Annotated in this window: 2 protein-coding genes; both read right to left on the reverse strand. The window is 71.9% G+C overall.

The features are described 5' to 3' along the window. Nucleotides 1-4: 4 nt before the first annotated feature. Nucleotides 5-4,678, reverse strand: coding sequence for a type I polyketide synthase (locus ACWDYJ_RS14545; RefSeq protein WP_451565862.1), 4,674 nt, complete (start codon nt 4,676-4,678; stop codon nt 5-7). Further along, on the reverse strand, nt 4,675-6,918 hold the full coding sequence (locus ACWDYJ_RS14550) for an MMPL family transporter (RefSeq protein WP_451565863.1): 2,244 nt from the start codon (nt 6,916-6,918) through the stop codon (nt 4,675-4,677). The genes ACWDYJ_RS14545 and ACWDYJ_RS14550 overlap by 4 nt, the downstream gene beginning before the upstream one ends. Between the last annotated feature and the right edge of the window lie 437 nt (nt 6,919-7,355).

Consider the following 7,355-nt stretch of genomic DNA (forward strand, 5'->3'; position numbering starts at 1 on the left):
CGGGTCAGGCGGCGCGGGCCGCGTCCAGGTGCCGCAGCTCGTGCTCCAGCGCGGTCACGGTGTGGCGGATCTGGTCGCAGGTGTGCTCACAGGTGAGGAAGAAGCGCAGCCGGGCCATCTCCTCGGGTACGGCCGGGTAGAGGATGGGGTTGACACTGATGCCCTTCCGGAACAGGGCCTCCGCGAGGCGCAGGGTCTGCGGCGAGTCCCCGACGATGCACGGGACGATCGGAGTGTCGTGACTGTCCCCGACGTCGATGCCCGCATCGCGCGCCAGGCGGACGAACAGCGCGGCGTTCTCCGCGAGGCGCGCCACGCGCTGCGGCTCGCCGCGCAGCAGTCGCAGGGCGGTCAGGGACGCGGCGGTGTCGGCCGGGGTCATGCCGGCGCTGTAGACGAAGCCCGGAACGGTGTAGCGCAGGTATTCGACGACCGCGCGGTTCCCGGCGACGTAGCCACCGCAGCTCGCCAGTGCCTTGGACAGCGTGCCCGACCACAGGTCGACGGCTGAGCGGTCGATGCCGCAGTACTCGCCGATGCCGCGCCCCGTCGCGCCGATCGTTCCGATGCTGTGCGCCTCGTCGATCATCAGCAGCGCGCCGTGGCGGCGCTTGACCTCGACGAGGGCGGGCAGGTCGGCGATGTCGCCGTCCATGCTGTACACGCCCTCGATGACGACGAGCACCCGCCGGTACTGGTGGCGGACCTGCCCGAGGATGGCGTCCAGGGCGGTCGCGTCGTTGTGGGGGAACGGCCGCCGGGTCGCGCCGGAGAGCTTGCACCCCTGCAGGATGCTGTCGTGGGCGAGGGAGTCGTGGATGACGAGGTCCCCCGGTCCGACGAGGTGCCCGATCACGGTCACGTTGGTGGCATGCCCGTTGGCCAGAGTGATCGCGTCTTCGCATCCGAGCAGGTCGGCGAGTTCCGTCTCGAGTTCCAGGTGGAGCGGACGGTTGCCGGACAGCAGCCGGCTGGCCGACACCGACGTGCCGTAGCGCTCGATCGCGGCCTTGGCCGCCTCGTTCACCCGAGGGTGCGTCGCCATCCCCAGGTAGTTGTAGCTGGAGAACGAGAGGAGTTCCCGGCCGTCGACGACGGTCGTGTCCGTCATGCCGCCTTCGTGGACGAGGAAGTACGGATTGGGCAGCCCCATCCGCGAGAGCGTGGCGACGCGCTCGCCGTGGGCGGTGACCTCCGGGAAGCACTCGATCCGCGTGTGCTGTTCGGGCAGCGGGGTGGGCGGGTCGGCGGACGGTGCGACCGTGGGCGGGTCGGCGGGCGGCGGCGGTGGGGCTTCGTCGCCGCGGCCGGCGCGTTGTCCGGGGACGGCTGCCGGTGCGGTCTCCGCGGAGCCGCTCGCGATCATTGCCGCGATGCCCCCGACGGTCGGCCGGTCAGCAGCCTTTTCGTCGAACGTCCACAGCGGCCACTGCCGCTTGAGGGAGGTGAACAGGTCGGTCAGCATCAGCGAGTCGAAACCGAGATCGTCGATCAGCAGCTGGTCGTCGCGCAGATGACCCACCGGGAACGCGCTGATCCGGGCTACATGCGCGCGTACGGAATCGGTGATCTCGTCGATGCCCCCGGTCGGTGAAGGCTCCTCGTCGGCCGGCACGCGAGAAGCGGGCGGGTCGGCGGCGACGGGGGCGGGCATGGCCGGGGCGGCGGGTGCGGGTGCGGCCGGGGCCGTCGGCGGGGCGGTGATCCGTGCGGCGGGGTGCTGTGCGGGGAGCGCCTCGGTGAGGCGGGCGAGCAGCGTCACCTGCTGCTGGGCCAGCTGGATCAGTTCGTTCATCGGGTCGTTCATCGGGGTCTCCTCGGGCTGTGCGGGCCGGGGCGGCAGGGAGGTGGCGGAGGTGTGCTTCTTCGCGGGGCCCGGCACCCAGTAGGACTGGGTGTCGAGCCTCGCCACCGGCAGGTCCAGCAGACGGCGGTCCTCCTGGGGAACCAGGGCGCGCGGGTCGACCGGGGCGCCCAGGACCGCGAGCCGGGCGAGGGCCAGAGCGAAGCCGCGTCCGCCGTCCGGCGCCACCCCTTCGGCGGGGACGACGTGAACGTCGCCGTGGCCGGCGAGGCTGCGGCGGACCGAAGTGAGGAGCGAGCTGCCGCCGGTCACCTGGAGGAAGACGCGGGCCCCCTGGTCGTAGGCGGTGCGGACGGCATCGCTGAAGTGGACCGGCGTGGACGCGTGACGGGCCCACAGCTCGCGCAGTTCGTCGGGGTCGGTGCAGAGCGCCGCGTTCACGGTCGAGACGAACGGCAGGACGGGGCTGCCGATGGGGTGGTCGGCGAGATCCGCGCGGATGGTCTCCCGGGCGGAGGCCAGCAGTGGCGAGTGGAAGGCGTTGGACACCTCCAGCGCCACCGTGACGATCCCCGCCTCCGCGCAGGCCTGCCGCATGACGGCGAGCCCTCGCGGCGTGCCGCTGACCACGACCTGCTGCGGCTGGTTGAAGCAGGCCGGCCACACGTCGTCGATGCCGTCGACGAGCCGGCGGCAGGTCTCCGTGTCGCTCTGTACGGCGAGCATCCCGCCCCGCAGGCCGGTCTCGGCCTGCCGGAGGGCCGCGCCCCGGCGGACCAGCAGCCGGACGGTGGCCTCGTCGGTGAGCGCTCCGGCCGCCGCGGCCGCGGCGAACTCTCCGACGCTGTGGCCGAGGGCGAGGTCGGGAGCGATGCCGCAGTCGGCGAGGAGACGCGTGGCGGCCATCTGGACCGTACCGAGCACGGGCTGGCACACCTCGGTGGAGGTGAGCCGCTGCCTGAGCTCCTCGACGTCACCGCGGCTGGTCGCGGCCTCGCCGTACAGCAGATCCGCGACGTCGAAGCCGGTGTCGCGTCGGGCCACGGCGCTGAGGGCGTCGACGGCTGCCCGGAAGCCGGTGAACCTCTCGTAGAGGTCCCGCATCATGCCCGGCCGCTGACTGCCCTGACCGGGGAAGACGAAGGCGATGCGGCGCTGCGCGGCCGGCAGGGGAGCATCGGCGGCGAAGGCCCCGTCGCCGAGGTCGCCCCCGGTGCCGTCGCCGAGATCGCCCCGGGCGCCGTCGGCCAGCTGCCGACGGGCGTGGCGCAGCCGCTGGGCGAATTCCTCCGTGTCGGCGGCCACGATCGCGAGCCGGGCCGTCAGCGGCTGACGCGCGCCCAGGGTGTGGGCCAGTGCCGCGATCGGCGCGCGGGGTGCGCGCTCCACCGCGTCGAGTACGTCGTCGATGTGCCGGTTCAGCAGCTCACGGTTGCCGGCCGAGAGCAGGACGAGCTGAGATCCGGTGCCTTCGGTGCGTACCGAGAGGCGGCCGAGGGCCGGGGCGGGCTGCTCCTCCAGAACCACATGGACGTTCGTGCCGCCGAAACCGAACGAGCTGACGGCGGCACGCCGCGGGGTGCCCGCGCTCGGCCAGGGCCGCACGGTGGAGGCGAAGCGCAGGCCGGCGGCGGAGAGGCCCAGGTCCGGATGGGGGGTGGTCTCCGGCTGCGGCACGATCGTGCGGTGGTGGACGACCAGGGCCGTCTTGATCAGTCCCGCGATGCCCGCCGCGGACAGGGAGTGCCCGATGAGGGCCTTGCCCGAGGCGAGGTAGCACAGAGCGGGGTCATCGTCGGGGTACTCGGTGCGCAGCCGGCGCAGGGCCTCCGCCTCGGCACGGTCGCCGACGGCGGTGCCGGTGCCGTGGGCCTCGAGAAAGCCGACGGAAGAAGGGGGAACCCCCGCGTCGTCATAGGCCCGGCGCATGGCGCGCAGCTGTCCTTCGGCGGTGGGAGCGAGCGGTCCGGGAGACGCGCCGTCGTTGGCCGAGCCGATGCCCTTGATCACTGCGTAGACGCGGTCCCCATCGGCGAGCGCGTCGGAAAGCGGCCGTATGACGACGGCGCCGGCGCCTTCGCCCAGGACGAAGCCGTCGGCCCCCTCGTCGAACGGGCGGCACACCCCGGTGGCGGACAGCGCGCGGAGCCTGGAGAAGCCGACCAGGCTGTCGGGGGTGAGGTTGAGGTACACGCCGCCGACGACGGCGATCCGGCAGGTGCCTTGGCGCAAGTGGGCCATCGCCTGGTCGAGGGCGACCAGGGAGCCGGAGCAGGCGGCGTCGACGGCGAAGCTGGGGCCGCCGAGGTCGAACTGCCGGCTGACGGTGCCGGACGCCATGTTGAGCAGGCTCCCGGGCAGCGCGAAGGCATGGAGGGCGCCGAGCCGTCCCGCCTGCTCCCTGACGGGGTCGGGGCCGCCGCGGTGGTCTGCCGCCTGTGACTGGTCAGCCAGGGCGATGGCCCGGAGGGGGGCCGTCATGAGGTCCTTGTAGTCGGACACCGACATTCCGAGGAAGACCCCGGTGTTCTCCCGGTCGAAGTCGCCGCGGCCCAGCCCCGCGTCGTCGAGGGCCTCGCGGGCGACGTCGAGAGTCAGCCGGTGCTGCGGGTCCATGGCCCGGGCGCGGGCGGGCGGTACCCCGTAGTGCAGGGCGTCGAAGCGGTCCACGTCGTCCAGGAAGGCGACCTGGTCGGTGTACGCGGCATGGGGGGCCGACCGGTTGCCGGGTTCGTGGAAGGTCTCGTGGTTCCAGCGCTCCGCCGGGACGGCGGAGAACTGCCGTTCCCCGCTCATCAGGAGCTTCCAGTAGGCGTGGATGTCGGGGGCGCCGGGAAAGCGGCAGCCGAGTCCGGTGATGGCGATGTCGGTCATGAGGGGTCTTCCTTGTCGTAGTGCCCTGGGCGGACAGCGACCAGGGCCGCGGGGACGGGGTGTGCGCTCTGCGGGTCAGGCGCGCGTGGGGGCGGCGTACGGACGGCGGTGCGGCGCCTCAGCGGCCGCGGTGCCCACCAGTTCAGGCCGCCCGCCAGGCGCATGAGCGCCGGTACGAGGACGCCCCGCACGAGCGTGGCGTCGAGGAGAACACCGAGGCCTGCGCCGATCCCGAAGAACTGCAGGAGGGAGACCTGGGAGGTGCCGAAGCTCAGGAGGGTGAACGCGAGCAGGGCGCCGGCGGTCGTGACGATGCCGCCCGTGCGGGCGATGCCCGAGACGATCGAGTCGGCGTTGTCCTGCCCGGCGTCGTGCGCCTCCTTGATGCGCGCGAGGACGAACACCTCGTAGTCCACCGAGAGCCCGAAGACGATGCAGAACAGCAGCACCGGCATGGTCGTACTGAGTGGTCCGGGCGTGAAATCGAGCAGGTGGCGCAGGTGGCCCATCTGGAAGATCCACACCATGGCTCCCAGGACGGCCGCGAGGCTCAGGGCGTTCAGCGCGATGGCCTTCAGCGGCAGGAGCAGGCTGCGCGTGAAGCCGAGCAGCAGCACGAACGTGGTCAGGGTGATCATGGAGAGCGCCAGCGGGATCCGGTCTCCCACCGTGGCCTTCGCGTCGACCAGTACCGCGCTCGGTCCGCCGACGAGGACGTCGGTGCCCGCCGGAGCGGGAGTCGCGCGGATGTCGTGCACGAGCTGCTGGGCCGCGCGGGACTGCGGGTCGACCAGCGGCACCACGGAGAGCCGGGCCGGGCCCTCGCCGACGGGCCCCGCCATGGATCCGGCAGAGCCGGAGACCGCTGCCCTCTCGCCGTGCCGGAAGCTGCCGTCGGGCCCCACGACCTGGGCGACCCGCGGGAGCGCGGACAGTCGGCGGGCGTAGTCCTCCTGCGCCGGCGGGGACGCCTTACCGGTCATGACGACCGTGAGCGAGCTGGAGCCCTTCATGTCGAACGCGCCGCGCACCAGGTCCCCGGTCTGACGGCTGGACGCGCTCACCGGCAGCGCCCGGTCGTCGGGGGTGGCGAAACCGGCGTGCGCGAACGGCCCGGCGAGCATCACCAGCAGGCCGATCACCGGCAGCGCCGCGAGCAGCGGGCGGCGTACGACGATCCGCGCCAGCCCCTCCCAGAGGCGTGACGGGGAGCCGGCGTGGACCCGGCGGCGCCCCGGCACGGGCCAGGCGTTCACCCGCTTTCCGAGCAGTGTGAGCAGAGCCGGCAGTACGGTCACGGCGCTCACGGCCGCGATCGCCACCACGGCGATGCCCGCGTAGGCGAAGGAGCGCAGGAAGTACGGCGGGAACACCAGCAGCGTCGCGAGCGCGGCGGAGACCGTTCCGGCACTGAAGACGATGGTGTGGCCCGCGGTGCGCACGGTCCGCATGGCGGCGTCGCGCGGACTGTGTCCGTCGGCGAGCTCCTCACGGAACCGCGAGACGATCAGCAGCCCGTAGTCGATGCCCAGCCCCAGTCCGAGCGCCGTGGTGAGGTTCAGCGCGAACACGGACACGTCGGTGACACTGCCGAGAACGCTCAGGACCAGCAGCGTCCCGGCGATGGCCAGAACTCCGATCAACAGCGGCAGAGCCGCGGCCACCACACTGCCGAACACCAGGATCAGCAGGATCAGTGTTCCCGGCAGGACGACGGACTCGGCCCGCTTCAGGTCGGACTCCGAGACGTCCTGGAGTTCGGCGTCGATGAGCGCCGTTCCTCCCACATTCACGGTCAGGGCCGTCTGGGAACCGGTCGCAGTGGTCAGCTCCTCGCTCAGCTGCTTGACCCGGGCTCCGAGCTGTTCCCCCTCGCCCTCCACGTGCGCGACGAGCATGGCCGCGTGGCCGTCCCGGCTGCGCAGCTCCGCCGCGTCGCCGGTCCAGTACGAGGTCACGGCGCTCACGTGCGGCTCGGCGGCGAGGCGCCTGGTCAGGCCCTCACCCGCGCTCCGGGCTGCCGGGCCGTCGACGGAACCGCTGCGGGCCTGTGCGACGACGACCAGGTTGGGGGACGCCCCCGAGCGCTCGGCCGCCGCGTGGGCGGCACGGCTGGACTCGGATCGCGGATCGTCGTATCCCTGCGTCTTCAGCCGGCCGGTCGCGTCCGCACCGAACACGACGGACAGCAGGAGGAACACAAGCGCGGCGAGGAGGACGAGTCGGGGACGACGGGTCACAAAGCCGCCTGCACGACGGGACATCGGGGTCTCCGATCAGGATGGCGCTTCTCTCCTGCTCTTGCGCAGGACGGTTGATTGCCACCGTGTTCGAAGGAGGGGCGAGACCGTAGTCCCGGCTATTCGTCACTTGACAGGAGCCGATGCGGCAGTGCTGGGCCGTCACCCCGCAGGGTGGGCAGCTTTTACCAAGATCGGTTTTCGACGTCAAGCCACGTATTCGAGTGGCGTGACGTGCGTCCTCTCGCAGGGTTTATTTGAAGCACGTCCTCACCGGGGAACCCCGGAGAATACGAGGCCGAAATAATTGTTTCCCGGCCTGTTCCGCGGGGCGGTTTACAAACCCTTTTTTGACATCGAATGGAGAATTCTCATGGCTGAGCGTTTTTGGACCCGTCGTATCATGCTGGCCGGAGCTTCCGTGGCGCTGGTGGGTG

The sequence above is a fragment of the Streptomyces sp. NPDC003042 genome (assembly GCF_053591315.1).